This window comes from Corallococcus sp. AB038B, assembly GCF_003668955.1.
Lineage (GTDB): Bacteria > Myxococcota > Myxococcia > Myxococcales > Myxococcaceae > Corallococcus > Corallococcus exiguus.
Window position 1 is genome coordinate 983,670 of record NZ_RAWO01000001.1, and the last position, 25,858, is coordinate 1,009,527.

The following is a 25,858-nucleotide window of genomic DNA, read 5'->3' on the forward strand; positions in this document are numbered from 1 at the left end:
AACCATGACGACCCGTACCGCCCCTTCACTGGAAGCCGCTCCCTCCACCGATGCCCCCGCCGTCGCGCCGCCCGCGAAGCGCTCCCGCGCCAAGCAGGTGCTGCCCATCCTCGTGGGCGTGGCGGTGCTGGGCGGTGGCGCGCGCTTCCTCCTCACCCACGGTCACGAGTCCACCGACGACGCCCAGGTGGAGGGCCGCATCGCCAACGTGTCCCCGCGCGTGGCCGGTCAGGTGGCTCGCGTGCTGGTGCATGACAACCAGACGGTGAAGGCCGGCGACGTGGTGGTGGAACTGGACCACGCGGACCTGGATGCGCGCCTGGAGGTCGCTCGCGCGGACGTGATGAGCGCGGAGGCCCAGCTGTCCAACGCCCAGGCCCAGCTCACCCTCACGGAGGCCAACGCGGGCGCCAACCTGCGCCAGGCCCGCGCCGGCGTCACCCAGGCCTCCAGCGGCATCAGCTCCTCCAAGGCCGCGTTGGAGCAGTCCCGCGCGGACGTGGCTTCTTCCGAAGCGCGCTTCAAGCTGGCGGAGACGGACCTGGGCCGCGTGAAGCAGCTGCGCGAGCAGGGCGCGCTGTCCCAGTCGGACCTGGACACCCGGCAGGCCGCGTATGACACGGCCAAGGCAGCCGTGGACCAGTCCCGCGCGCGGCTGACCTCCACCGAGGCGGGCATCCAGAGCTCCTCCGGTGGCCTGGAGGCCGCGCAGGGCAAGCTCTCCGCCGCGGAGACGGCGCCCGTGCAGATGCAGGCCGCGCAGGCCGCGCTGAAGCTCGCCGAGGCCCGCCTCAAGCAGACCCGCGCCGCGCTGACGCTCTCGGAGCTCGCCGTGTCCTACGCGCAGGTGCGCGCTCCGGTGGACGGCGTGGTCAGCCGCCGCACCGTGGAGGTGGGGCAGATGGTGGGCCCGGAGCGCCCGCTGATGGCCGTCGTTCCGCAGAACGACATCTGGGTCGTGGCCAACTTCAAGGAGGACCAGGTCGGTGAGATGCGCGCGGGCCAGCCGGTGGAGCTGAAGGTGGACGCGTTCGGCGGCCACGCGTTCAAGGGCCACGTGGACAGCCTCGCGGGCGCCAGCGGCGCGCGCTTCGCCCTGCTGCCTCCGGACAACGCGTCCGGCAACTTCGTGAAGGTCGTGCAGCGCATCCCCGTGCTCATCCGCTTCGACGGTGACCTGAAGGAGCTGCCCATCAAGCCGGGCATGAGCGCCTACGTCACCGTGGACACCGGCGCGAAGCCGGAGCCCCAGAAGTCCGCGGCGTTGGATACCCGGAAGGCGGAGTAACCCACCGTGGACGCTCGCCGAGACGTCATCACCGGCTCCAAGGCGGGCATCACCATCGCGGCCATGGCCGCGGCGCTGATGTCCGTGCTGGACATCTCCATCGTCAACGTGGCCCTGAGCGACATCCGCGCGAGCTTCGGCACGCCGTTGGATCAGATCGCCTGGGTGTCCACCGGCTACATGATGGCCAACGTGGTGGTCATCCCGATGACGGGCTGGCTCCAGCGCCGCTTCGGCTACCGGAAGTACTTCACGTTCTCCATCATCCTCTTCACGGTGGCCAGCGTGCTGTGCGGCCTGTCGTGGAACCTGACCTCGCTGGTGGCCTTCCGCATCCTCCAGGGCATGGGCGGCGGCGCCATCATCCCCACGTCCCAGGCCATCCTCTTCGCCCGCTACCCGCGCGAGGAGCACGGCATGGCGGGCGCCCTCTTCGGCCTGGGCGCCGTGACGGGCCCGCTGCTGGGGCCCACCGTGGGCGGGCTCCTCATCGAGGCAGCGAGCTGGCACTGGATCTTCCTCATCAACGTGCCGGTGGGCCTCTTCGCCGCGTACATGGCGTGGCGCTCCATCGAACAGCCCCACTTCGAACCGTCCACGGAGAAGGTGGACCGCAACGGCATCGCGCTGCTCGCCGTGGGCATGGCCTGCCTCCAGTACGTGCTGGAAGAGGGCAACCGCGAGGACTGGTTCGACAGCCGGCTGATCACCCTGCTGGCGGTCGTCGCGGCCATCGCGCTCATCACCTTCGTCGTCCACGAGTTGGAGACACCCAGTCCCGTGGTGGACCTGCGCGTCTTCAGCAACCGCAGTTACTCCGCCGCAACGGGGGTGAACTTCCTGGTGGGCACGGCGCTGTTCTCCGGCTCGTTCCTCTTCAGCCTCTTCTGCGGCTCCGTGATGCGCTACGAGGCGTTGGACATCGGGCTCATCTTCCTCAAGGGCAGCGCCATCCAGATTTTGCTGATGCCGCTCATCGGCAAGTTCGGCGGCAAGGTGGACGGCCGCTTCCTGATTGGCTTCGGCATCCTGGGCATGAGCCTGTCCTTGTGGACCAACGGCCACCTGACCACTCGCGTGGATGAAATCACCCTCATCACGCCGGTGTTCATCCGCGCCTGCTCGCTGGGCTTCATCTTCGTGCCGCTGTCGGTGATGGCGCTCAGCAACCTGCGACCGGAGCAGCGAGGCAACGCGTCGGGCCTCTTCAACCTCACCCGCGAGCTGGGCGGCTCCATCGGCACCGCGTGGATGAGCAGCGCGCTCAGCCGCTCCACCCAGGCCAACGTCACCGCCATCACCTCGCACGTGGACGTCTACGGGCAGGTGGCCCAGGAGCAGGTCGCCTCGATGACCGGCGCCATGGCGGCCAGGGGCGTGCTGAATCCCACGGGCGCCGCCTACGGCCTGTTGAGTCAGCGCATCAGCGCGCAGGCGCTGGTGCGAGCCTTCAACACGAACTTCCTCATCCTCGCCGCGTTGTTCGTCTGCGCCATCATCCTGGTGTTCATGCTCCAGAAGGCGGACCCCACCGTGAAGGTGGAAGGCGCGCACTGAAGAAGCGCGGTCGCTGAAACGACAAAGCGCGGGTCCCCGATGCACTGGGGCCCGCGCTTCTTCGTTTCAGGCGCTACCGGAGACGACTACCGGCGCCACTTCTGCGCGCTGGTGCCGTTGCACTCCCAGAGCTGCAGCGGGGTGCCGCTGGCGGAGTTGCCGCCCGACACGTCCACGCACTTGTTGGCCTGGGGGTTCACCAGGTCACCGGCGCCGGAGAGGACGAACTGCTGCGCGGGGTTGCCGTTGCAGCTCACCAGCTGGATGGCCGTGCCGTTGGCGTTGGAGCCCCAGGCCACGTCCATGCACTTGCCGAAGGCGCGCACGGTGCCGTCCGACATGAAGGACCACTTCTGCGCGTTGGTGCCGTTGCAGTCCCACAGCTGCAGGCGGGTGCCGTCGTTGGTGTTGGAGTTCGGCACGTCGATGCACTTGTTCGCCAGGCCGATGATGGGGCCGCCCGAGCCGCCGCTGCCGGACGTGGTGAGCGACAGGCCGTAGGCGTTCAGGATGGGGATGAGCGGCTGGTAGACGGTGTTGCCGCCGGAGGTGCAGTTGCCACCCGCGCCGGACGTCACGCCCTGCGCCTGGTTGCCGGACAGCCACGAGCCGCCGGAGTCACCGCCCTCCGCGCACGCGCTGGACGCCGTGAGGCCGTACACCGGGCCCGCGGAGTAGTTCACCGTGACGTTCTTCCCCGTGATGACGCCGCAGCGCCAGCCGGTGGTGGAGCCCGAGCGACACACGGACGCGTTGACGCCCGCCTCCTGCGAGCCCTGCACCAGCACGTTGCCGCCCGCGTAGTTGTTCACCCACGGCTGCGACCCCCACGAGCCGTTGGTGCGCACCCAGGCATAGTCGTTGCCAGGCCAGCTGGCCGCCACCACCGTGCCCTGCGCCACGCCGTTGAAGCCGCTGGTGCCCGTGCCCGCGCCGCCGCAGTGGCCCGCCGTCACGAAGCCGCCCGCCACCGGGAAGCCGATGGAGCAGCGCGCGTTGCCCGGGTAGTACGCGTCACCGCCGCGCAGGTCGTACACCGGCTTGAACTCCTCGCGCGACGACACCGTCCGCACCGCGGCGTGCTTCACGCCCGCCTTCGCGACGAAGTCCGCGCCGCCCGTCAGCGCGGAGTCCTGCGTCAGCACCACCACGCTGTTCGTCATCACGTCCACGTACCAGGCATGCACGGCGCGGCCCGCCGAACGGCTGTCGCGGTCCAGCTGGGCCTTCACCGCCTCCAGCTCCGCCTGCGTGTACTTCACCCTCCGCGGCTCCGCCCCCGCGCGGCGCACCGCGTCCGCGTCCGCGTCCGTCGTCACGCCCACCACCAGCGCGCTGCCGTCCGCGTTCATCCACGCGCCGCCAAAGCGCTCGCCCAGCGCCGAGCGCAGAGTGCCTTCCACGCGCACCGCCGCCGCCTCCGACGCCAGCCGCTGCTTCGCGCCGTCCGCCGTCAGGCCCAGGTCCCGCTGCATCGCGGAGAGCAGGTCGGGCGACACGTCGTGCGCCAGCGCCGCTTCCGCCTGGGACGGCGCGGCCATCGCCATCGAGGGAATGACGCTCAACGTGGCGCCAGCGAACAGCGCCGTCGCGGTGGAGAACAGACCGGAGGTCCGCTTCATCGGGTCCTGCCTTTCGTGCTGCGGGGGAACCCGAAGCGAAACCCGACTGAGCCGCGAAGGTCAAACAATTCAAGAATTACTTAAATTCTCCGACATTTTTGTGTGGCCGAAGAAAGTCCCAGAAAACAAGAAGGCCCGGTGCGTCATGAGACGCACCGGGCCTGGGAACTTGCTTCGGTATCGAGCGGAAGTCAGCGCCTGGCGCGACGGGCCACCGCGCGGGCGGGGGCCCGGCGGCGACGCAGCGCGATGGCGCCCAGCATCAGCAGGGCACCGGCGAAGGGCAGGGTGCCGGACGTGCCGGACGCGCTGCAGCCCCCCGCCACGCCCTCGGACGAGTCCGGCAGGCCATTGGGGTTGTTGGACACCGGCGTGGGGGTGGGGGTCTGCCCGCCCACGGTGGGCAGCTGGGTGGTGGGCAGCTGCGGCGTCTCCGTCACCGGCGTCTCCGGCACCGGGGTCGGATCCTCCGCGGGGATGGTCGTGTCATCCGGCACGGGCGTGGGCGTGGGCGCGGGCTTCTCCTCCACCGGCGCGGGCGCGGGCGGCATCACATCCTCGAGCGTCGTCGCCATGGTGAAGCCGTCGTGGAAGATGCTCCCTTCGGGCTTGATGGCGTCGTCGCGGTACAGGCCCATCTTCAGGTAGTTCAGCTCCTTGCCGAACTGGTTGGCGCCGTAGGTCTTCGGCAGCACGTGCTCGCCGTTGTGCCACAGCTCCACGAAGCCGGCCTTCTTGTCGGAAGACCACTTCACGTGCAGCACGAAGTCGTGCCAGTTGCCCTTGTCGATGGAGGTCTGCCACAGCACGGGGGTGGTGTTGCCGCCCACGCGCAGGTTGATCTTGTCCCCGCGCACGAAGAACTCCAGCGGCGGCGAGCCACAGCAGCTCTCCTGGTGCCACTGGGTGATGACCTGCCACGAGTCATGCACCGGGTAGTTCGAGGGAAAGAGCGTGCTCCACTTGTAGTAGTACTCCTTCCCCTGCGTCTCGTGGGTCAGGTACAGCAGTTCGTTGCGGTTGCCGCTGGCGTTGATGGGATCATCGCCTTGCTTCACCGTGGCCTTGAGGGCGTACCTGCCGTCACGCACCACATCCGTTACGACCTGCAAGCGGCTGTTGGCAACGGCCTGCTGGCGCGTCCACTGGGACGTGTTGCCGGTCTCGAAGTCGCCCTTCCAGATGACGCCAGCAAAAGACAGGGCAGGCATCAGGGAGGCCGCGGCAACGAGCTGAAGGAGTCGCTTCAAACAGGGGTCCTTTCGGTCCGGGTTGGGCCACGAGGACACGCGGCGGGAAAAAAGCCTTCCCGCCCCCTCCCGCCTGCCAACCCCCTGCCGCACGCGCGCTCGCCGGGACGCCTGGTGGGGAAAGAGGGGGACAGGGCCCTGCCGCCCGTCACTTCCCCAGGCATGCCAAAGCGCGTGATTCCAGGTGGATGCGGGCGCTCAAACCATCCTTCGAGAGCAGCCGTGCAGCCGAGCCCCCGGGCGTCATCCCCCCAACAACCGGACGGCCCGGCGCCCTGTCTCCCTCTCGCGCCTGACGTGGGAAGTGGGGCCTTTTTTCAAGATCGGCGGAGCAGCCCGTCTATTGGTGCGTGTGTCACCCAAAACATCCGATGCGCCTGTTCTCCCACCGCCTTGCTGCCCACCGCGTCATGGGACGCCCGGAGGCAGGGGGCGGGGTCAGGTCGGCGTTCGTCGGAGGTTGGTGTAGAACGGCCCGAAGGGGCGGCAGGGGGGAGACGCCCGAGGGGACCGCATGGTGAAGCCGGCGAAGACGAGTCTCTGGGCGCTGGCACTGGCCATCCCTTTCCTGGCTGCTGGCGTCGCGGCGCTGAAGCCCCGGGCGCAGCCGCAGTCCCTGCCTGACACCTTCTGGACGGATCGCCGGGCGGCGGCCCGCATCGAGGCCCGCCTCACGCATTCGGAAGCCGACCGCTACCGCTCGCGCGCCCCCGCGGGCGGCTGCCCGGTGCCCGCCGAGCCCATGCCGCTGGGCCCGCTCGCCCGCATGGAGGCCCAGCAGGACTGGGGTGGCATCGCGGCGGCGTATGCCCTGGAGGGCGAGTGGAACCAGGCGGCCTCCTTCCTGGAGCGCACGCCGGGGTCGCCGGAGCGCGACAGCGACCTGGCGGCGGTGGCGCTCGCCCGGGACGACCATGAGCGCGCGCTGCGCCTGCTGGACGGCGCGCTCGCCGCGAAGCCGAATCTCACGCAGGCGCTGTGGAACCGCGCGCTGGTGTTCCGGGAGATGGGGCTGACGCTGCGCGCGTCGGCGCTCTTCGAAGAGGTGGCGAAGCGCAACGAGCAGGGCTGGGGGCGCGAGGCCCACGCCCAGGCGCTGGCCCTTCGCGAGGCCACGCTGGAGCGTCAGCGCCAGTGGAAGGCCGCGCGCGACGCGACCCTGGCCCTGGTGGAGGACCCCCAGGCGCCGCTGCCCATGGACGCGGCCCGGCAGATGCCCGGCACCGTGCGCGGCGTCTTCTATGACGTGGTGCGCGCCGCGGCGTCGAAGGAGCGCGCGCAGGCGCTGCTGCCGCTGGCGAAGGAGCTGGACCGGGTGCACGGCGGCAGCGTGCTCTCGGACTACGTGCAGCGCGTGGCGAAGCGCGACTTCTCCCGCCGGAGCACGCTGGCGCAGCAGTACGCGGAGGCCCTGCGGGCGGGCCAGGGCGTCCCGGAGACGCTCCTGGACAGGGCGCGGCTGTCTGGCGACGACGACATCTACCTGGGCGCCCTGCTGCGCGGCCGAGGCAACGCCGCGCGGGACCTCCAGGACACGCTCGCGCGCATCCAGAAGACGAACGACCCCTGGTTCGCGGACGTCGCGGAGCGGGACCAGGCGCGCAAGGAGATTTCGGAGGGCGCGTGGTGGAAGGCCGAGCAGCGCTACTTCGGCGCGCTCCAGCGCTGCCGGGAGACGACGCTGTCAGCGCGCTGCCTGGAGCTGGAGCGGCGGCTGGCCATGTTCTACGGCGACATGCAGCGCGTCTCCGAGGCCGAGCAGCACGCGAAGCAACTGTGGGCGGGTGCCCGTCAGCTGCGCGAATGGGACCTGGAGCTCAACGCGCTGGAGATCCTCAGCCACGTGGCGCGCTCCCGCAACGACCTGGGCAGCGCCCGCGCGTACCTGGAGGAGTGGATGGCCCGCGGGGCCTCGGTCAGCTGCTACTGGCCCCACGTGCAGCTGGCGCACCTGCACTACCAGGACCTGCGGCCGGAGGCCGCCCGGCGCGAGCTGGACCTGGCCGCCGCCTGCTCCGACAACCCGATGGAGCCGATGTTCGGCGCGACGCTCGCGGAGCTGACGCGCACGAGCCCCGGCTCCGAGGACGCCGCGTGGATGCGGACCATCTCCGCCAGGATGCTGGCGGGCCCGGTCGTCGCGAAGAGCGACCAGGTCTACGAACGCTATCTGGAGGGCCGCTTCCTCCTGGAGCAGGACCGCGGACAGGGTGAGGCGTTCCTGCGCGACACCATCACCCGGGCGGACGCGCTGCCGCGCGGGGACGCCCTGGCTCGTGAGTCGTGGGCGCTCGCCTATTCGTCGCTGGCGACGGACGCGGGCCGCGCCGGAGAGTTCCCCAAGGTGGTGACGCTGATGGCCGCCCAGCTGGGCACGCCCGTGCCCACCCGGTGCGCGCTGGCCGCCAGCGTCCACGCGGAGCGCACCGTGCTGGTCGCGCTGGGGCCCAAGGGCGAGGTGAAGGGTCACTACGATGCCTCGCGCAAGGTGGCGTTCGCCCACGCGGATTCGTCCCGGCTGGTGCCGGACGCCCTGCGCCAGACGCTCGCCAGCTGTGAGCGCGTGGACGTGCTCGCGTGGGCCCCCGTCTTCGGGCGCACGGACCTGCTGCCGGCGGAGCTGGCGTGGAGCTTCCGGTTGGGCCGCGTCAGCGGTCCCCGCCCGGCACCCGCGGCCACGCGCCGCCTGGTGGTGGCCGGGGTGGAGACGCCGTCGCTGCTGCAACTGCCCCGGTTGCCCACGTGGACGCCGGACGCGGAGCCCGGCGGCGCTCCTCCGGACGTGCTGTCCGGTTCGGACGCCACGCCCTCGCGCGTGCTGGCGCGCATGGCGGACGCCACGGAGATTGAAATCCACGCCCACGGCATCACCGACCCCACGCTCTCCGGCGCCTCGCTGGTGGTGCTGTCTCCGGAGGTCAACGGCCGCTACGCGCTCACCGCGGACGTGGTGCGGGAGCACCGGCTCACCGGCGCGCCCACCGTGTTCCTGGCCGCGTGCAGCGCGGGCCGCACCACGGCCCTGCAGAGCACGGAGCCCTTCAGCCTGCCGGCGGCCTTCATTGATTCGGGCGCGCGCGCGGTGCTGGCCTCCACCGTGGACATCCCGGACGCGGCGGGCCGCTTCTTCGACGGTGTGCGCCGGCGCATCCACGCGGGCATCCCCGCCGCCATCGCGCTGCGCGACGAGCGCCAGGCGTGGCTGTCCCGCGACGCCCGGGCCGGGTGGACGCGCTCCGTGCTGCTGGTCGAAAACGCCGAATAACGCGGGGCGAAGATCAGAGAGGGGGCTCCAGGTGCGTGTTGCCGCCGGGAACACGGAAGTGGTGGAAGGTGACGCTGGCGCTCACGTCCAGCGCCCTCACCCAGTGCCACCAGCCCACGGGCAGGAACACCAGGTCCCCCGGCTCCAGCACCGCCTCCAGCACCGTGGCCTCCGCGTAGAGCGGATGCAGGGTCAGGTCCGGCACATCCGCGTTCACATGACTGAAGGTGCCCCGGTGCGGGTACACCCGGTGGCGCTCGAAGGACGGCACCATCCGCACGTGCTTGCGGCCCATCACCTGGCCCAACAGGATGTTCATGTTGTCGTGGTGCAGTGGGGTGACGGTGCCCGCCGGCCCCAGCAGCAGCGTCAGCATGTCGTGGCGCAGGTCCGGTTCGATGATTCCCGCCGGGGCCCGCAGGTCCTCGCGCAGCGGCGACAGCCCGCCCTCCCGCCAGTTCTCGTTGCGCGGCACCATGTAGTAGTCGTTCGTCCGCGTCCCCGTCTCCAGCAGGCTGAGGAAGTCGGAGAAGGGCATCCGCGAGCGGTGCCGGTCCTGGAAGGCCGCGTGCTCCGGATCCGCGTCGCGGCCCATCATCACCTCCACGTCCACGCTCCCCAGCCGCTCGCGGAAGTACGTGAGCGACCAGCGCTGGAGTGCCGGCCAGTCCGCCATCATCCCGCGCAGCACCACCGGCCGGTGGCCGAAGTAGTAGCGCTGGAAGAACTCCTCGGGGGGCACTCCCTGGCGCACCTCCAGCGCGCGGCCCCCGTCCTGCGTCCGCAGCGCGCTGTAGACGTCCATCAGCGACTCCATCCAGCCGAAGTGCCGGGCCACCTGCCGGCACGCCCGGAAGTACGGATGGGCGCCCACCGCCGCCACCTCCGCCTGGGCCACCGCGGGGTCCACACCGGACGACACCAGCACCTTCTGTACGTCCTCCTCCGTGACCCCCAGCGCCAGGTTCTCCGCCAGCCACTGCCGCCACTCGGGGCGCAGCTGGGACGTGTCTTCGTTCATTCGGAACTCCTTGAAATCCTTGGAGGCAGGGGCCGGGGGGCCCCTGCTACCGGGAGGGCAGCCCATGTTATGGACTGGCCCAAAGTCCCAATCCACCCAGCCTCGGCTTACCCAGGACTCCCCTCGTAGCAGGAGAAGAAGACCCATGACCTCCGGAGACGTGTCGTCCGTTTCCCCCGGTGCCTTCGAACCGGACACCAGCGCCCCGCACGTGAAGAATTCGTACCCCACGTGCAGCGATCGTGGCCCGCGCCGTCGCCGCCCGCTGCCGCCGCCGTCGGTGCCTCCCCTCTTGGAGGGGGCGGACGGGGCTCGCTGAAGCTCCTGCCGAGCAGGCTTGTCTGCCCTTCCGGGCATTTTTCTCTCAAGAAACGAACCGCTCGGCGTCTTTAGTCAGGAAAGCCCACCAGTCACTTCGGGGCCTTGTGTCATGGCCAATCTCTTCAACCGGGAAAAGCGCCACTTCGAGGCGTTCATCCAGCGACACCGGCCCAGCCTGCTGGCCGTGGCGCGGCGGTTGTGCGCTCGAGGCGCCCTGGACCCGGAGGACCTGGTCCAGGAAGCCTTCGAGCGGGCGTTGCCGGAGTTTGGCCACCTGAAGGACCGGACGGAAGCGGCGTGCGCGGCGTGGCTGTGCACGACCATGACCAACCGGTTCCTGGACCACTGCCGCCGGCATCGCACGGAGAGCCGGGGGCTGCCGCACCTGGCGCTGGTGCAGGACCTGCCGGTGACGGGGGATGGCGACCGGGAGAACTGGGAGCTGGTGGGCAACGACGCGTTCCAGGCTGCCATCGAGCAGCTCAAGCCGCACCTTCGGGACGCATACAGGCTTCACGCGGAAGGCCCCCGCTACCAGGCCATCGCTGAACATTTCAACGTCCCTGTGGGAACCGTGGGCAGCTGGCTGACGCTGGCGCGCCGGGACCTGAGGGAGCTGCTGCTTCCGAGCGTCGCTGTAGCTCGGGAGCGGGGGGTCCAGTCATGAACGCGCATTGCACCCGGTTGCATCTCTTCATGGACGGCGAGCTGTCCGAGTCCGACGCCGAAGGCTTCCGGAGTCACCTGCCGCGCTGTGCCTCCTGTGAGTGCGGCCTGAGGGACCTGCTCCAGTTGGAGCTGCTGGCGGCGCGGGCCCTGGGCACGGGCGCGACGGAGGCGCCGGCCGCGAAGCAGGAGGGCAACGGCAACGTGGTGTCGCTGGGCGCGTGGGTGCGCCGCAACGCGCGCGTGGTGGCGCCGCTGGCCATGGCCGCCAGCCTCTGCGCCGTCTTCGTGCCGCGCATGATGCCCGCCTCGGAAGTGCCGGCGGTCGTCTTCCTGGAGAACCAGACCACCCGCGAGCTGGAGGGCCGCCTGTCTGATCCGCGCGCGGACCAGTGGCGCCGCTACAGCCCCATGCGCGGTGGCGCGGACGGCGTGGAGGCCGGAAAGGGCACCCTGCCGCTGCGTCCGCTGGCGGAGATGGAGGAGCGCAAGGACTTCCGCGGCATCGTCGCGGCCTACGTGCTGCACGGTCAGTGGCAGCAGGCGCAGGCGGTGCTGGCGCGCGAGCCCGCGTCGCTGGCGCGCGACAGCGACCTGGCGGTGGTGGCGCTTCAGGACAACCGTTTCCAGGACGCGCTGGCGCTGTTGGACCCCGTGGTGCGCGCGGATCCGCGCAACCCGCAGGCGCTGTGGAACCGCGGCCTCGCGCTGCGTGCCCTGCACCAGGAAGCCCGCGCCGCGCGCGACTTCGACCAGGTGGCCGCGCTGGGCGAGCCGGGCTGGAGCGACGAAGCGCGCAAGCTGGCGGAAGAGCTGCGCGCCGCCGCCCGCTGAAGCACGTTGGATTCCCCCGCGCGTCACGAGCGTCCACCACCGGGCGCTCCGCGCGGGGTTCGTGACTCGTTCCTCGGGATGACGTGACAGGCTGCTGGGGTTGTCGGAACACTCCAGGAGCCGTCCATGTCCGAGTCTTCATCCGCCGACTACGCGTCCACCCGCCGTGACTTCCGGTGGGAGCGGCCGGCGCACTTCAACTTCGCCACGGACGTCATCGACCGGCACGCGGCCGAGCGGCCCCAGGCCCCCGCGCTCCAGTGGTCCGACGAGTCCGGGCGCTCCCAGTGCTTCACCTTCCAGGAGCTGAAGGAGCGCTCGCTGCACGCGGCGCGCTTCCTCACCGGGCTGGGCCTGAAGCGCGGCGACCGGGTCTTCATCCTGATGCCGCGCGTGCCGGAGTGGTGGTTCCTCGTGCTGGGCTGCATCCGCGCGGGCATCGTCTTCATGCCCGGCACGCCCATGCTCACTGCCAAGGACATCCGCTATCGGCTGGAGGTCTCCGGCGCGAAGGCCGTCCTCACCGACGGCAGCTGCCTGGACCGCTTCGAGGGCGTGTTGGGCCAGGCCCCCGGCGTGACGACGTGGGTGTCCACCGGCGACGCGCCCGCGCCGTGGACGCGCTACACGTCCGAGGCATTGGCGGAATCCCAGGCGACGGCGTTCCCGCCCACGCGCTCGGATGATCCGCTGCTCATCTACTTCACGTCCGGCACCACCGGCATGCCGAAGATGGTGCTGCACACCCAGTCCAGCTACGGGCAGGGGCACCTCATCACCGGCCGCTACTGGTTGGACCTGAAGCCGGAGGATCGGCACCTCACGCTCAGCGACACCGGCTGGGCGAAGTGCGCGTGGGGCAAGCTCTTCGGTCCGTGGAGCGTGGGCGCGTGCAACGTCGTCTTCGACTTCCGCGGCCGGTTCGACCCCGTGGGCTTCCTGAAGGTGCTGGAGCGGGAGAAGGTCACCACCTTCTGCGCGCCGCCCACCGCGTGGCGCGCGCTGGTGCTCCAGGATTTGAAGGCGGTGGACCTGTCCTCGCTGCGCCACTCCCTGAGCGCCGGCGAGCCGCTCAACCCGGAGGTCATCCAGACGTGGAAGGAGGCCACCGGGCTGCACATCCGCGAGGGCTACGGCCAGACGGAGACGGTGGTCATCGTCGGCATCTTCCCCGGGATGGAGCCGCGCGTGGGCTCCATGGGCAAGCCGTCCCCGGGCTTCACCGTGGCCGTCATCGACGAGCACGGCAACGAAGTGGCGGACGGGCAGGAGGGCGACATCGCCGTGCGCGTGAAGCCGGAGCGGCCGGTGGGCCTGTTCGCGGGCTACCTCAACGACGACGCGGCCAACGCCGCCAGCAGCCGGGGGGACTGGTACGTCACAGGCGACCGCGCGGTGCGCGACGCGGAGGGCTACCTGTGGTTCGTGGGGCGCTCCGACGACGTCATCAAGACGTCCGGCTACCGCGTGGGCCCCTTCGAGGTGGAGTCCGCGCTGATTGAGCACCCGGCGGTGGCCGAGTCCGCCGTCATCGGCGTGCCGGACGACAAGCTGGGCCATCGCATCAAGGCGTACGTGCTGCTCACGCCGGGCCACACGCCGTCACCGGAGCTCGCGCAGGAGCTGCAGGACTTCGTGAAGAAGACCACGGCGCCCTACAAATACCCGCGCGAGATTGAGTTCGTCACGGAGCTGCCCAAGACGGTGAGCGGGAAGATCCGCCGCGCCGAGCTGCGCGCCACCCAGAAGCACTGAGCGGCGCGCAGGGCAGGGGACTACTTCAGCCAGTCCGAGTGCACGAAGCCGGCGTCGGGCTTGTCCCGGCGCTGGTACGTGTGCGCGCCGAACGCGTCGCGCTGGGCCTGGGTGAGGTTCTGCGGCAGCTCCGGGCTGCGGTAGCTGTCCATGTACGCCAGGCTGCTGCTGAACACCGGCACGGGGATGCCCGCCATCGTCGCGGCGCCCACGAGCTTGCGCCACGCCGGGGCCATCTTCTCCAGCACGGGCGCGAAGGCCTCGGACACCAGGAGATTCGGCAGCGTGGGCTGCTGCTGGAAGGACTCGCGCAGCGGGGTGAGCAGCTTCGCGCGGATGATGCAGCCGCCTCTCCAGATGCGAGCCATCTCCGCCAGCGACACGCCCCACTTGTACTCGTCCGCCGCCGCCTGGATGAGCCGCATGCCCTGCGCGTACGTCACCACGCGCGCCGCGTAGAGCGCGTCATGCGCCCACTGGGCCAGCTCCTTCTTCTCCTCCGAGGACAGGGAGATGGCGGGGCCGTGGAGCTTCTTGCTCGCGGCCACGCGCTCGTCCTTGCGCGAGGACAGGTTGCGCGCGTCCAGCGCGGCCGCGATGGAGGGCACCGGCACGCCCAAATCCAGGGCCACCTGCACCGTCCACTTGCCCGTGCCCTTCTGGCCGGCCTTGTCCAGCACCATGTCCACCAGCGGCTTGCCCGTCTCCGGGTCGCGCTTGCGCAGCACCTTGATGGTGGTCTCCAGGAGGAACGACTCGGCGATGCCCTCGTTCCACTTGGAGAACAGGTCGGCCAGCGTCGCGGTGTCCAGGCCCAGGCCGCGGTGGAGCACGTCGTACGTCTCCGCGAGCAACTGCATGTCCGCGTACTCGATGCCGTTGTGCACCATCTTCACGAAGTGGCCCGCGCCCTCAGGGCCCACGTGGGTGACGCACAGGCCCTCTTCGCTGCGCGCGGCGATGGCCTCCAGCACCGGCTGCACCAGCGCGTACGCGTCCTTGGGGCCGCCGGGCATGATGGACGGGCCGTTGCGCGCGCCCTCTTCACCGCCGGACACGCCGATGCCCAGGAAGTGGAAGCCCTTCTCCTTGCACAGGGCCTCACGGCGGCGCGTGTCCAGGTACCAGGAGTTGCCCGCGTCCATGATGACATCGCCGGGCGACAGCAGCGGGAACAGCCGGCCCATCATCTCGTCCACGGGGGCGCCGGCGGTAATCATCAGGAGGATGCGGCGCGGGCGCTCCAGGCCCGCGACGAACTTCTCCAGCTCCGGGAAGCCCTGCAGGGCCTGCTTCGGATTCGCTTGCTGGACCTTCTGGATGCTCTCCGGGTGGCGGTCCCATACGGCGACGCTGAAGCCGTGGTCCGCGATGTTGAGGGCCAGGCTCGCGCCCATCACGCCCATGCCCGCCACGCCGAACTGCGCCGGCTTCGTCTGTGTGCTCATGTTCCCTCCAGAGGGTCCGCCTCACCCGTGGGCGGCGGGATCCAACATCCACTGCGTGTTCGTCACGTGCGACGCGGGCAGGGACATATCCCCCGCGAGGATGCGCCGCATGGCGTCCCGCTTGCCCTCGCCGGCCACCAGCCCCAGCACCGCCCCCGCGCCCTGGAGCACGGGGAACGTCAACGTCATCCGCCACGGCGGCGGCTTCGCGCTCTGCTCCACCGCCAGCACCCGCCGCGTGCGCTCCTGCAGGGCAGGATGGCCGGGCATGAGGCTCGCGGTGTGGCCGTCCTCGCCCACGCCAATGAGCACCACGTCCAGCTTCGCGGGCAGCGTCTTCTCGTAGTCGCGCGCGGCGGCGTCGCGGTCCGTGCGCTCGCCCTGCATGCGGAACACCTGCGTGTCCGGCAGCTTCAGCGGCTCGAGCAGCGACTCCTTCACCAGCAGGTAGTTGCTGTCCTTGTGGTCCGGCGGCACGAAGCGCTCGTCCACGAAGTACACGTCCACGCGCTCCCAGGGGAGCTTGTGGTCCGCGAGCAGCCGGTACGCGGGCTTGGGCGTGTTGCCGCCCGACAGCGCCAGGCTCACGCGGGCCTTCGTCGCGAGCGCCTTCGTAAGCTCACGCGCCATCCAGTCCGCGGCCTCGCGGGCCAGCCGCTCCGGGGGGACGACGAGGGGCTGGCTCATAGCGTGGACCACCGCCGGCCGTTCTTCGAGGGCAGCGCGTCCGCGGCGTCAGGGCCCTTGCTGCCCTTGGCGTAGGTGTGGACCGTGCCGCCCGCGTCCGTCTCCAGCGCCTGGAGGATGGGCGTGATGTAGCCCCACGCCTGCTCCACGCTGTCCTGGCGCGCGAAGAGGGTGGCGTTGCCGCGCATGCAGTCCAGCAGCAGCCGCTCGTACGCCTCCGGCACGGGCTTCTTGAAGCTCTCCGCGTAGTCCATGTCCATGGTGACGCCGCCGATGTTGACGTCCTCGCCGGGAATCTTGGACTCGAAGGACAGCGCGATGCCTTCGTGCGGCTGGATGCGCAGCGTGAGCACGTTGGGCTGCAGCCGCTGGCAGGTGGCGCCGCTGCCGCTGAACAGGCCGATGGGCACCGACTTGAAGTGGATGGACACCTCCGTCAGGCGCTTCTTCAAATTCTTGCCTGCGCGCAGGTAGAAGGGCACGCCCTGCCAGCGCCACGAGTCGATGTTCATCTTCATCGCCACGTACGTGGGCGTGCGGGAGCCCTTCTTCACGCCCTTCTCGTCCTGGTAGCCCTCGTACTGGCCCACCACCACGTGCTGGGGCACCTCGCCGCCTTCAACGGGGCGCAGCGCGCGGAAGACCTTGTTCTTCTCGTCGCGGATGTCCTCCGCGGCGAAGGACACCGGCGGCTCCATGGCGCACAGGGCGAGCACCTGGAGCAGGTGGTTCTGCACCATGTCCCGGATGACGCCCGTCTCGTCGTAGAAGCCGCCGCGGCCCTCCACGCCAATGGCCTCGGCCGCGGTGATTTCCACGTGGTCGATGTGCTGGCGGTTCCAGAGCGGCTCGAAGATGGCGTTGGCGAAGCGGAACACCAGGATGTTCTGCACCGTCTCCTTGCCCAGGTAGTGGTCGATGCGGAAGATCTGCTTCTCGTCCAGCGCCGCGCCCAGCGTCTTGTTGAGGGCCTTCGCGCTCTCCAAATCGTGGCCGAAGGGCTTCTCGATGATGAGCCGGTGCCAGGGCTTCTGACCGGGCTGCTCCTCGCGCTTGAGCAGGCCCGCGCCGGAGAGGCTCTGGATGATCTGCGGGAACGTGGAGGCCGGCGTGGCCATGTAATAGAGCTGGTTGCCGTCCGTCTTGCGGCGCTTGGAGAGGTCCTGGAGCTTCTGGCCCAGGAGCTTGAAGGCCTCCGGATCGTCGTAGCCTCCGGAGGCGGTCTCGATGCTCTCCGTGAAGCGCTTCACCGCGGCTTCATCCAGGGGCTGCGTGCGGGCGAACTTCTTCAGGCCCTCCTTCACGTGCTCGCGGAAGGGGCCGTCCTCCAGCTTGGAGCGGCTGTAGGCGACGATGGCGAAGTTCTCGGGGAGCAGGCCGGCTCGGGCGAGCTCGAAGAGGGCCGGGAATAGTTTGCGTTCGGCCAGGTCGCCCGTGGCGCCGAAGAGGACCAGGGTGCAGGGGTCCGGGCGTCCCGCGCTGAACACCGGCTCGCCTTCACGGGGATGGGTTTCGATGTGAACTCCCTGCGCGTCCATGCGGTTCTCCCTCCGGGTTCGTCGGGCACCTTAAGGCGCTAATCTGGCGGCCCTGCAAGCGCATTGCAGGAGAATGATGCGGGCCTGACGTCTTGCCTGCCCCGGCGCTCGGGTGCTCCTCCGGCTTACCAAAGGCTCCACTCGAACTCCTTCGGAGGGCGCGCGGGCGGCCGGGCCGGGCGTGAGCTGGCTGCCTGGAACGTGGTACTCCTGACGGACCGGACGCCCCCGGCGTCGCGCTGAACGGAAGCTCCTCCTCTCGCATGCGCTACGTCGTCTCGCTGTGGTTCTTCGCGCTGTTCCTGGTCACCGCGCCCCTCCTCTTCACGTTGGGCGCGGTGTTGTTCGTGGTGGCGTACCCGTTGGATCCGGATCGCCAGTGGCTGCACGTGCTGGTGTGCCGGTGGTGCTACGGGCTGTGGCTGCACGCGTCCCCCGGCTGGCGCGTGCGGGTGGAGGGACGGGAGCTGTTGCCCAAGGGCCCGTGCGTCTACGTCGTCAACCACCAGTCGTTCGCGGACATCCTGGCGGTGATGGGGTTGTTCACGCCGTACAAGTTCGTGGCGAAGGCGTCACTGTTCCGCACGCCGCTGGTGGGCTGGATGATGACGCTCTTGGGCTACGTGCCCATCGTGCGCGGCAGCTCCACGTCCATGGAGCAGTTGCTGGGCCCGTGTCGCCGGTGGCTCCGCAAGGGCATCCCGGTGCTCATCTTCCCGGAGGGCACGTATTCGCCCGGGGAGCTGCTGCCCTTCAAGCGCGGCGCGTTCCAGCTGGCGCTGGAGGAGCACGTGCCGGTGGTGCCGGTGCTGGTGCGCGGCACGCGGGAGCTGGTGGATGGGGACGGGCCGTGGATGAGCCCTCGCGCCACCGTCACGGTGCAGGTGATGCCGGCGCTGCCGCCGGAGACGTTCGGGCCGGATTCGGCGGCGCTGGCCACGCGCGTGCGGGAGCAGTACGTGGAGGCGCTCGCGCGGGTGGGCTGAAGGCGCACGGACGGGGTAGCGTCACGGTCATGCGCCACCTGCTCCTGTGCTGGCTCGGGGTCTGTCTGTCTTCCACCGCGTGGGCGGGGACTCCTGCCCTTCCAGTCCCCTTGCCGGAGGCGGGAATCCCCGACCCCTTGCACCTGGTGCTGTACGTGTCGTCGGTGAGGGTGGTGGAAGGGGGCACGGCGTCCTTCAGCGTGGCGTTGGCTGGCTTCGCGTTGCCCGGTGACCCGAGTGGGTTGGTCACCGTCACGGTGGAGCGGACGGACGGCGACGCGGACCTCACGGTGCGGGAAGGGGCGTCGCTCACGTTCGACCCGGCCGTCTGGGAGCCCCAGGAGGTGGTGCTGGCGGCCGCGAAGGATGCGGACAACGAGGACGGCACGGCCACCTTCACGCTGTCCGCGCCGGGCCTGGATTCGCGCACCCTCATCGCGACGGAAGCGGATCAGGACCCCATGGCTCCGGTCTTCACCACCGTGCCTGTCACCCAGGCCGTGGTGGGCGTCCCCTATCAACTCGGCGTGCACGCTCGGGGACGGCCCGCTCCGACGTACTCCCTGCGCACCGCGCCTTCGGGGATGAGCCTGGATGCGCTGGGCAACCTCACGTGGACGCCTTCCCAGCTGGGGGAGGTGGACGTGGTGGTGGTGGCGAGCAATGGGCAGCAACCTGATGCGGAGCTGTCCTTCCGGCTCGTCGTGGGGCCGGATCAGCCCCCCTCGCTGCGCGTCATCGCTCCACGCCAGGGCGAACGGCTGTCAGGGACCCTGGCCGACTACTCCTGCGAGTGCCTCGACGACGTGGGCTGCGTGCGAGCGGAGTTCCTGGTGGATGGGCTGCCGCTGGAGACACGGGAGGGCCCGGGGCCCACCTACTCCGTGGGGGGCGCTCCCGGCCGCTGGGACATCTCGAGGCTCAAGCCGGGAGCCCACTTCGTCCGGGTCTTCGTGACGGACTCGGTGGGACACCAGACCCTGGGCGCGCCCATCGACATCTGCATCGACTGCCCCGAAGCCGATGCGGGGACCCCGGTGGATGCTGGCAGCCACGTGTCCCAGGACGAGGGCGACGACATCATCGACCCCTGGAGCTGTGACTGCGCGACCACCGGGTTGGCTCCGGCGGCGTGGGTGGGGCTGGGCCTGCTGGGGCTGCGCGCCCGTCGTCGCCGGGCCTGACGTCGTACCGGGCGCCGCGAAGGCTCAGGCGTGCTCGGAGCCGGGCAGCTCTTCGTCCATCCGTGACGCCTCCGCGTGCGGCGAGGCCTCCACGGCGTTCGTCGCGGGCGCGGCCTCGGTGACGGCGCGGGCCAGGTCGTGGGGCGCGCGGAGCAACGCCTCCAGCGCGGCGGCGCTCGCGGGGACGCCGCGCTGCTCCACCTGGAGCCAGCCTCCCTTGATGCTCACGCGGCGGTGGCCCTTCAGGCCCAGCAGGCGCTGACGCACGCCCGGATCCAGGATGATGGGGCGCGCTTCCGGCGCCAGCCCCTCCACCTGGAAGGCCGCGTCCAGCTCCGCGTCGCCCAGCGCCTCTTCGCGCGGCGTGGCGGCGCCGGGAATCTTGTCCTCGGGGCGCTCGTGCTCCAGCAGCAGGTCGGCGGGCAGCGCGCCCTCCAGGTCCAGCCGCAGCACCGTCACGGTGTGGCGCTTCTTGCTGCTCGCGCCGCGTTTGCCCGTGGCCAGGAGCAGCGTCCGCCCCTGGTAGCGCCCCTGCACTTCCATCCGCCGATCCGCGATGGAGAGGCCGTGCGACTTCGCGAACGCCTCCCACGCGGCGCGCTGGCGGCGCTTGAGCTGGAACAGCGTGGCGAGGACCAGGGCGCCCAGGACGAGCAGGGACGCGAGGATGCCGAGCGGAGAGAAGACACCGGAAAGCATGACGGCGCATTGTGCACTGGCCACGCGACGCGTGAACCATCAATCCGATCGCGGATGCACCTCCGTGCGCCGGGCAGGCTTGCTGCATGGGTGCGTGGACCTGGGGGAAGGGTCGCCGCTCGCATGCAAACGTGTGGAATCCCATGTGGCTCGCGTTCCTTCACGCGCATGCGCCCTGTGCGGAGTGCACGCATGGCGCAGGCCCCTCATGCCACGGGTGTGCCCCGCCGGGTCATGCGGCCCAAGCGCGGAGACTCCGTGGCGCGTGGGGTGGGGAGGATGGGACGCGTCGGGCAGGCCACGGATGCAAGCTCGCGGAATGACGCCCTTTTTCGACAATGTCAGAGGGGGCGGGTAAGGGAGCGGGGGCTCGCCGCTTGGAGTCGGGGATGGGACCGGGGGAGGCTGCCCGGCTCGCACCCGCCACCGGGCCACGAGGGAGGGTGAACGCCGGATGCGCCTGCTGCACACGTCGGACTGGCACCTGGGCCACACGCTGTATGACGTCTCACGCGAAGCGGAGCACGCCGCGTTCCTGACGTGGCTGTTGGACACGCTGGAGTCCCAGGAGGTGGATGCGCTCCTGGTGGCCGGGGACATCTTCGACACGGCCAACCCCAGCGCGGAGGCGCAGGCGGCCTGGTACCACTTCATCGCGCGTGCCCGGCGCACGCTGCCGAAGCTGGACGTGGTGGTGGTGGGCGGCAATCACGACTCCGCCGCGCGCCTGGACGCGCCGGATCCGCTCTTCCACGCCCTGGGCGTGCGCGTGGTGGGTGGCCTTCCGCGCCACCGGGGCGGACTGGAGATGGAGCGGCTGGTGGTGCCGGTGCACGACGCGCGCGGGAAGGTGGGCGCGTGGGTGGCGGCGGTGCCGTACCTGCGGCCGTCGGACCTGCCGTCCGTGCCGGACAGCGAAGGGGACCGGCTGGTGGAGGGCGTGCGCGTCGTCTATTCGGAGGTGCTGGAGGCGGCGCGCAGGCGGCGTCGGTCCGGGCAGGCGCTGGTGGCCATGGGCCACTGTTACATGACGGGCTCGGAGCTGTCGGAGCTGAGCGAGCGGAAGATTTTGGGCGGCAACCAGCATGCGCTGCCGGTGGAGTTGTTCCCGGAGGACGTCGCGTACGCGGCGCTGGGGCATCTGCACAAGGCGCAGCGCGTGGGCGGCCGCGAGGGCGTGCGCTACAGCGGATCACCGCTGCCGCTGTCGCTGTCGGAGGCGCACTACCGGCACCAGGTGCTGGTGCTGGACGTGGAGGACGGAGCGTTGACGCAGGTGCGTCCGCTGACGGTACCTCGCACCACGGACATGATGCGGGTGCCCGCGCGGGACGCGGCGCCGCTGTCGGAGGTGCTGGAGCTGTTGGCGGCGCTGCCCGCGTGTGAGGACGGGGCTCCAGAGTCGATGCGGCCGTACCTGGAGGTCTGCGTGTCGCTGCCCCGGCCGGAGCCGGCGCTGCGCCACAAGGTGGAGAAGGCGCTGGATGGGCGGGCGGCGCGGCTGGTGAAGCTGACGCCGTTCTACACCGGCACGGGCGGGGCGCTGGCGGACGTGCGGCCGGGATTGTCGCTGCGTGAGCGCACGCCGGAGGACGTGTTCCTCGCCCGGTATGCGCGGGACTTCAAGGAGGCGCCCTCGCCGGGGTTGCTGGAGTCGTTCCACGCGCTGCTCACGCAGGTGCAGGAGGACGCGTCGTGAAGATCCTGGCGATTCGCGGCAGCAACCTCACGAGCTTCGCGGGGGACTTCGCGCTGGAGCTGGACCGGGCGCCGCTGGACCGGTTGGGGCTGTTCGCCATCTCCGGCGCGACGGGCGCGGGCAAGAGCACGCTGCTGGATGCGCTGTGCCTGGCGCTGTTCGACCGCACGCCCCGGCTGGGCGGGCCCAGCAAGGTGCTGGTGGGCCGCGCGGACGAGGAGGAAGAGGCGCGGCTGTCGGCGTACGACGTGCGCGGCATGCTGCGGCGCGGGGCGGGCAAGGGCCACGCGGAGGTGGACTTCCTGGGCAAGGACGGGCGGCGCTACCGGGCTCGGTGGAACGTGTGGCGTGCTCGCGAGCGCGCGGAGGGGAGATTCCGGCCGCAGGAGCTGAGCCTGACGGACGTGGTCTCGGGGCAGCTGTTCGGCCGCACCAAGGGCGAGGTGCTCCACGCGATTCAAGAGCGGCTGGGGCTGTCGTTCGATCAGTTCCGGCGCTCGGCGCTACTGGCGCAGGGGGAGTTCGCGGCGTTCCTGCGCGCGGACGCGAACGAGCGCGCGGAGCTGCTGGAGCGGATGACGGGCACGGAGGTGTACAGCCGCGTGTCCATCGCCGCGCACGAGAAGAACGCGAAGGAGCAGGAGGAACTCAAGCGGCTGTCGTTGGGGCTCGCGGCCATCGCGCTGATGTCGGACGCGGATCGCGAGAGTGTGCGCGTCCAACTGGGCGAAGAGGAGGCGGCGCGGGTCCGCGAGGAGACCCGGTCGCGCGAGGCGGAGGCGGCCCGGTCCTGGTACGCGCAGCGCGCGGAGTTCGTGGGTCAGGAGCAGCAGGCCGAAAGCGCGGTGGCTCGGGCGGACTCAGAGCGGGAGGCGGCGGCGCCTCGTGAGGCACTGCTGGAGTCGGTGCGCGCTGCGGAGGGTTTCCGCGCGGTGGTGTCGGCGGTGGAGGCCGCGGAGCAGGGCTGCGTGAGGGCGGAGGCCGAGCAACTGGAGCGGGCCTCACAGGCGGAAGCGGCGCTCGCGGCGGCGGCGGCGCAGCGGCAGGTGCGGATGCAGGCGGAGGCCGCGCGGGCTGCGGCGCTGGATGCGGAGGCGTCGGTGCGCCCGGCGCTGGAGGAGGCCGCGACGCTGGATACGCGCCGCGCGGAGGCGGAGCGCGAGGCCCGTGAGGCCGCGGAGCTGGCGAAGCAGGCGAAGACCGCGGAAGCGTCGGCTCGAGACGCGCTGGCGCTGGTGCAGACGGCGGAAGCGAAGGCCCAGGTGTTGGTGGACGCGGCCGAAGCGTGGCGCGTGTCTCATGCGAGTTGGGAGTCCCTGGCCACGGAGTGGCCCCGATGGCAGCGCGAGTTGGAGCGCTTCGCGGGGGCGCTGAAGGACGAACAGTCGGCGGGCTCGGACGCGGACCGGTTGGGGAAGGACGCGGATCGTCTGGGCAACGAGGCCCAGGCTCGCCGTGAGGAGCACCAGGGCGCGGTCGAGTCGGAAGCGCAGGCGCAGGCCCTGGCGACGCATGCGGAAGCCGCGCTGGGCGAGGATGGCGGCGCGGCTCGGCGGGCGCTCCGGGATGCGTTGCTGGCGCGACAGGATGTTCTGGGGGCGCTGACGCTCGCGGGTGAAGGCGCTCGGGCGGAGGGCACGGCGGAAGGTGACGCGGCGGCGGAGCTGAAGGCGCACCGCGAGGTTTCCCAGCGCGCGGCGGAGGAGGCGAAGGACGCGGCGGCGCGGCGGGCGACGCAGGATGCGATGCTCCACGAGGCTCGCCGTGCGCAGTCGCGCGCGGAGGCGACGCAGGGGTTGGCTTCGCACCGGGCCGCGCTGCACGAAGGTGAGCCGTGTCCGCTGTGCGGCGCGCTCGAACATCCGTATGCCCGGGAGGCTTCAGCTCTGGAGGGGCTGGTCGCGGAGGCCGCGGCCCGGGTGCTGGAGTTGGAGACCGCTCGGGATGCCGCGGCGAAGCAGGAGAGCGCGGCGAGCGTGCGGCAGGCGACCGCGGACACGGCCGCGACCCAGGCCGAATCACGGCGCGACACTGCGGCCCGCAAGCGCACGGCGCATCGTGAAGCCTGGCGCGCGGCGCGCGAACAGTGGACCCGCGCGGTGCTCCCAGGAGAGGACGCGGCAACACGGGCGGATACGAAGGCCTCGTCACGCGTTGGTAAGCGGCAGGGCGCGTCGGATGCAGGCTCCAACGCCGCGAACGCGGAAGCCGGGCGCTCAAGCCCGGCCGATGCGAAGGCCTCGTCACACGGCTCGCAGGAGCACTCCGCGCAGGATGACCGTGCCGCTGCGTCGCCTCCCGACAACGCGGAGGCCACCACCACTCAGGCGTGGATCCGCGCCGCGCAGGATGACCGTGCCGCTGCGTCGCCTTCCGACGACGCGGAGGCCACCACCACTCAGGCGTGGATCCGTGCCGCGCAGGAAGACGCGCGCGCGCGGCTCGCGACCCTTCGTGACGAAGAGGCTTCCGCGGAAGCCCGCGCCAGCGCTGCTCGCGAGGCCCGGGCCCTACTGGAGACCCGGCGCACCCGGCGCGAAGGCGCGGCCGATGCCCTGCGCAAGGCCGAGGACTCCTGGTCCCGCGCGTCCCAGTCCCACCGCGATGCGCTGCTTCGCCGGGACACCGCCCGCGATGCCCGTGAGCGCGCCCTCACCGAAGTGTCCCCTCCGTTCGCCAGCGAGGCTGCCCCCTGGAAGGACAAGCTCGCGGAGGACCCCGCGCGCTTCCAGGGCCAGTGCCTGGCGCGCGTGACGAAGTGGCGCGAGAAGCTCGCGGAGCTGGAGGCCTCTCGCAAGCGCCTGGAGGAACAACAGGGCCTGCGTGCCCGTGAAGAAGTCCGCCTCCAGTCCCGGCACGAGGACGCGGAGACCGCTGCCCACCGCGCGAGCCTCAAGGACGCGGCCTTCCAGGATGCGTCCAGGGCCCGCGCCCGGCTGCTCCAGGGCCGCCCCACGCAGGAGGTGCGCGCGGAGGTCCAGGCGCGCATCGACGCCGCCCAGGCAACCTACGAGCGCGCCCGCGAGGACTCCGAAGCCCTCCAGCAGGCGGAGAAGGTGGCCACCGCCCGCGCTGAGGACGCCGTGCGCCTGCGCACCGAGGCCGCCCGCACGCTCGACAGCGCCCAGGCCGTCCTCGCGGAACGCCTCGCCGGTCATGGCTCCACCCTGGAGCAACTCAAGGCCCTGCTGTCGCGCGGCGCCGCCTGGTGCGACTCGGAGGCCCGCGCGCTCAACGCCCTGCGCGAGTCCGTGGCCCAGGCCCGCGCTGTCCTCTTGGAGCGCCGCGAGCGCCGCGTCCGCCATGAGGCCTCCGGGCTTCCCTCGCTCGCGGAGGCAGACGTCGCGGAGCTCTGCGAACGCCTGCGCACCGACGTCGAGGTGCGCCACCGCGCCGTGGCCCTGCTGCGCGCGAAGCTGGACCACGACGACGCCTCCCGCGCACGTCATGGCTCGGAGGCCCGGGCCCTGGAGTTGCGCCGCGCCGACGCGGAGGTGTGGAAGACGCTGGGCGACCTCATCGGCTCGCACGACGGAAAGAAGTTCAAGGTCTTCGCCCAGAGCCTCACCCTGGACGCGCTGCTGCTGCACGCCAACGCACACCTGCGCGAGCTGGCCCGCCGCTACCGACTGGAGCGCGTGCCCGGCCATGACCTGGACCTCCAGGTGGTGGACGGCGACATGGGCGACGAGGTCCGCAGCGTGGCCAGCCTCTCCGGCGGCGAGAGCTTCCTCGTGTCGCTCGCGCTCGCGCTGGGCCTGGCCTCGCTGTCGTCGGAGACGACGCAGGTGGAGACCCTCTTCATCGACGAGGGCTTCGGCACCCTGGACCCGGAGACGCTGGAGGTCGCGCTCGCCACGCTCGACGCGCTCCAGGCCACCGGCCGCCAGGTGGGCATCATCTCGCACGTGAGCGGGCTCGCCGAGCGCATCGGCGTGCAGGTTCGCGTGGTGAAGCAGGGCGGCGGTCGCAGCAAGCTCGTCGTCGAAGGCGACGCGGGGATCATCGCGCCGTCGGATCAACAGGTGGCGTGACGGC

Annotated in this window: 17 protein-coding genes; 10 read left to right on the forward strand and 7 right to left on the reverse strand. The window is 71.0% G+C overall.

All coding sequences use genetic code 11. From position 1 onward, the window contains the following. The first annotated feature begins 4 nt into the window (after window positions 1-4). Window positions 5-1,288, forward strand: a complete 1,284-nt coding sequence (locus D7Y04_RS04155; protein WP_121758381.1) for an HlyD family secretion protein — start codon at window positions 5-7, stop codon at window positions 1,286-1,288. A gap of 6 nt (window positions 1,289-1,294) precedes the next feature. Continuing rightward, the gene (locus D7Y04_RS04160; RefSeq protein ID WP_233601267.1) at window positions 1,295-2,845 is read left to right on the forward strand and encodes a DHA2 family efflux MFS transporter permease subunit; all 1,551 of its coding nucleotides are present in this window, start codon (window positions 1,295-1,297) and stop codon (window positions 2,843-2,845) included. Between the two features lie 86 nt (window positions 2,846-2,931). Here the strand turns inward: D7Y04_RS04160 and D7Y04_RS04165 are convergent, their stop codons facing one another. Then, window positions 2,932-4,467, reverse strand: a complete 1,536-nt coding sequence (locus D7Y04_RS04165; protein ID WP_121758382.1) for a S1 family peptidase — start codon at window positions 4,465-4,467, stop codon at window positions 2,932-2,934. A gap of 191 nt (window positions 4,468-4,658) precedes the next feature. Then, window positions 4,659-5,717: a polysaccharide lyase gene (locus D7Y04_RS04170; protein ID WP_121758383.1), complete on the reverse strand. Its 1,059-nt coding sequence runs from the start codon at window positions 5,715-5,717 to the stop codon at window positions 4,659-4,661. A gap of 514 nt (window positions 5,718-6,231) precedes the next feature. Between D7Y04_RS04170 and D7Y04_RS04175 the strand changes: the two genes are divergently transcribed. Further along, window positions 6,232-8,982: a CHAT domain-containing protein gene (locus tag D7Y04_RS04175; RefSeq protein WP_121758384.1), complete on the forward strand. Its 2,751-nt coding sequence runs from the start codon at window positions 6,232-6,234 to the stop codon at window positions 8,980-8,982. Window positions 8,983-8,995: 13 nt separating this feature from the next. Here the strand turns inward: D7Y04_RS04175 and D7Y04_RS04180 are convergent, their stop codons facing one another. Beyond that, window positions 8,996-10,003: a cupin-like domain-containing protein gene (locus D7Y04_RS04180; protein ID WP_121758385.1), complete on the reverse strand. Its 1,008-nt coding sequence runs from the start codon at window positions 10,001-10,003 to the stop codon at window positions 8,996-8,998. Window positions 10,004-10,433: 430 nt separating this feature from the next. Between D7Y04_RS04180 and D7Y04_RS04185 the strand changes: the two genes are divergently transcribed. The 3 genes from D7Y04_RS04185 (at window position 10,434) to D7Y04_RS04195 (ending at window position 13,579) form a co-directional block, all read left to right on the forward strand. Then, window positions 10,434-10,991 (forward strand): RNA polymerase sigma factor, encoded by a 558-nt coding sequence (locus D7Y04_RS04185; RefSeq protein ID WP_121758386.1) that lies wholly within the window; start codon window positions 10,434-10,436, stop codon window positions 10,989-10,991. Next, window positions 10,988-11,824 carry a zf-HC2 domain-containing protein gene (locus tag D7Y04_RS04190; protein WP_120593409.1) on the forward strand — a complete coding sequence of 279 codons (837 nt, stop codon included), beginning with the start codon at window positions 10,988-10,990 and terminating at the stop codon, window positions 11,822-11,824. The genes D7Y04_RS04185 and D7Y04_RS04190 overlap by 4 nt, the downstream gene beginning before the upstream one ends. Window positions 11,825-11,950: 126 nt before the next feature. Next, window positions 11,951-13,579, forward strand: a complete 1,629-nt coding sequence (locus tag D7Y04_RS04195; protein WP_121758387.1) for an acyl-CoA synthetase — start codon at window positions 11,951-11,953, stop codon at window positions 13,577-13,579. Window positions 13,580-13,599: 20 nt separating this feature from the next. On the opposite strand, the gene gndA is transcribed toward D7Y04_RS04195, so the two are convergent. From gndA to zwf, 3 genes are read right to left on the reverse strand one after another with little or no spacing between them, the layout of a single operon-like run. Further along, window positions 13,600-15,027 (reverse strand): NADP-dependent phosphogluconate dehydrogenase, encoded by a 1,428-nt coding sequence (gene gndA / locus D7Y04_RS04200; protein ID WP_121758388.1) that lies wholly within the window; start codon window positions 15,025-15,027, stop codon window positions 13,600-13,602. Between the two features lie 21 nt (window positions 15,028-15,048). Continuing rightward, entirely contained in the window at window positions 15,049-15,714 is a 666-nt protein-coding gene (pgl, locus tag D7Y04_RS04205) for a 6-phosphogluconolactonase (protein WP_121758389.1), read from the reverse strand. Then, window positions 15,711-17,252, reverse strand: a complete 1,542-nt coding sequence (zwf, locus tag D7Y04_RS04210; protein ID WP_120593406.1) for a glucose-6-phosphate dehydrogenase — start codon at window positions 17,250-17,252, stop codon at window positions 15,711-15,713. Before zwf ends, pgl begins: the two co-directional genes overlap by 4 nt. A gap of 263 nt (window positions 17,253-17,515) precedes the next feature. Between zwf and D7Y04_RS04215 the strand changes: the two genes are divergently transcribed. Next, window positions 17,516-18,238, forward strand: coding sequence for a 1-acyl-sn-glycerol-3-phosphate acyltransferase (locus tag D7Y04_RS04215; RefSeq protein WP_121752043.1), 723 nt, complete (start codon window positions 17,516-17,518; stop codon window positions 18,236-18,238). A 146-nt stretch (window positions 18,239-18,384) separates the two neighbouring features. Further along, window positions 18,385-19,422: a putative Ig domain-containing protein gene (locus D7Y04_RS04220; RefSeq protein ID WP_366934451.1), complete on the forward strand. Its 1,038-nt coding sequence runs from the start codon at window positions 18,385-18,387 to the stop codon at window positions 19,420-19,422. 24 nt (window positions 19,423-19,446) lie between these two features. Here D7Y04_RS04220 and D7Y04_RS04225 read toward each other — a convergent pair whose 3' ends face one another. Beyond that, the gene (locus D7Y04_RS04225; protein ID WP_121758391.1) at window positions 19,447-20,121 is read right to left on the reverse strand and encodes a hypothetical protein; all 675 of its coding nucleotides are present in this window, start codon (window positions 20,119-20,121) and stop codon (window positions 19,447-19,449) included. A 454-nt stretch (window positions 20,122-20,575) separates the two neighbouring features. Between D7Y04_RS04225 and D7Y04_RS04230 the strand changes: the two genes are divergently transcribed. After that, a complete protein-coding gene (locus tag D7Y04_RS04230; RefSeq protein WP_120593402.1) occupies window positions 20,576-21,820 on the forward strand; it encodes an exonuclease SbcCD subunit D in 1,245 nt (414 codons plus the stop codon). After that, entirely contained in the window at window positions 21,817-25,854 is a 4,038-nt protein-coding gene (locus D7Y04_RS04235) for an AAA family ATPase (RefSeq protein WP_121758392.1), read from the forward strand. Before D7Y04_RS04230 ends, D7Y04_RS04235 begins: the two co-directional genes overlap by 4 nt. The last annotated feature ends 4 nt before the right edge of the window (window positions 25,855-25,858 follow it).

Excerpts from the sequence above, each read along its gene's own strand:
- zwf (WP_120593406.1), bottom strand. The coding sequence starts at position 17,252 with ATGGACGCGCAGGGAGTTCACATCGAAACCCATCCCCGTGAAGGCGAG.
- D7Y04_RS04165 (WP_121758382.1), bottom strand. The coding sequence starts at position 4,467 with ATGAAGCGGACCTCCGGTCTGTTCTCCACCGCGACGGCGCTGTTCGCT.
- D7Y04_RS04195 (WP_121758387.1), top strand. The coding sequence starts at position 11,951 with ATGTCCGAGTCTTCATCCGCCGACTACGCGTCCACCCGCCGTGACTTC.
- D7Y04_RS04190 (WP_120593409.1), top strand. The coding sequence starts at position 10,988 with ATGAACGCGCATTGCACCCGGTTGCATCTCTTCATGGACGGCGAGCTG.
- D7Y04_RS04215 (WP_121752043.1), top strand. The coding sequence starts at position 17,516 with ATGCGCTACGTCGTCTCGCTGTGGTTCTTCGCGCTGTTCCTGGTCACC.
- D7Y04_RS04230 (WP_120593402.1), top strand. The coding sequence starts at position 20,576 with ATGCGCCTGCTGCACACGTCGGACTGGCACCTGGGCCACACGCTGTAT.
- D7Y04_RS04225 (WP_121758391.1), bottom strand. The coding sequence starts at position 20,121 with ATGCTTTCCGGTGTCTTCTCTCCGCTCGGCATCCTCGCGTCCCTGCTC.
- pgl (WP_121758389.1), bottom strand. The coding sequence starts at position 15,714 with ATGAGCCAGCCCCTCGTCGTCCCCCCGGAGCGGCTGGCCCGCGAGGCC.
- D7Y04_RS04175 (WP_121758384.1), top strand. The coding sequence starts at position 6,232 with ATGGTGAAGCCGGCGAAGACGAGTCTCTGGGCGCTGGCACTGGCCATC.
- D7Y04_RS04185 (WP_121758386.1), top strand. The coding sequence starts at position 10,434 with ATGGCCAATCTCTTCAACCGGGAAAAGCGCCACTTCGAGGCGTTCATC.
- D7Y04_RS04180 (WP_121758385.1), bottom strand. The coding sequence starts at position 10,003 with ATGAACGAAGACACGTCCCAGCTGCGCCCCGAGTGGCGGCAGTGGCTG.
- D7Y04_RS04155 (WP_121758381.1), top strand. The coding sequence starts at position 5 with ATGACGACCCGTACCGCCCCTTCACTGGAAGCCGCTCCCTCCACCGAT.
- gndA (WP_121758388.1), bottom strand. The coding sequence starts at position 15,027 with ATGAGCACACAGACGAAGCCGGCGCAGTTCGGCGTGGCGGGCATGGGC.